Source organism: Vibrio sp. 1978 (assembly GCF_033344345.1).
The window spans coordinates 1-551 of sequence record NZ_JAWPOP010000873.1 but is presented as its reverse complement, the minus strand read 5'-3'; the positions used below and the strand labels follow the sequence as shown (position 1 = coordinate 551).

Sequence of the window (551 nt, the reverse complement as noted above, 5' to 3'; positions counted from 1 at the left end):
TCGACAATGTGCCGATAAACAGCACAACAAAAGGCACGATGCCCCACAATCCGAAGTCCATCAACCAACTTACGAACAGACCAATACCCGCCAAAAGTTGCACGAACAACCCAAAACGAAGCATGGCATGAGAGCCCACTTTTTTCACCAAACGACCGTTAATGCTGGTCATGATGATCATCGCCACAATGTTCAAACCGAATAAGTAACCAAATTGGTCAGGTCGAACACCGTATAAATCAATATAAACAAACGAACCCGCAGTTAGGAATGCAAACATCCCCGAAAACGAGAATGCACCAGACAACATCAAGCCCAACGCTTCAGAACTTGAACACAAACGGGCGTAGTTTTTTAATGTGGTGCGAAAACGCAGTGGTTGGCGGTTTTCTGGTTTTAGCGTCTCCGGAATTTTCCAAAACACCAGCAGAATGACAACCACAGCAAAGATAGCCAGCACCCAAAAGATGGAACGCCATCCGAACCAAATCGCTAGGTGACCACCGATCATCGGCGCGACCAAAGGTGCCATAGTGATCACTAAGGTGACG

The 551-nt window shown here is 47.0% G+C and carries 1 protein-coding gene; it reads right to left on the bottom strand.

What is annotated here, in order from left to right; all coding sequences use genetic code 11:
• Positions 1–551, bottom strand: a 551-nt coding sequence (locus tag R8N49_RS29615; protein WP_318190758.1) for an MFS transporter, incomplete at both ends; no start/stop codon positions are given.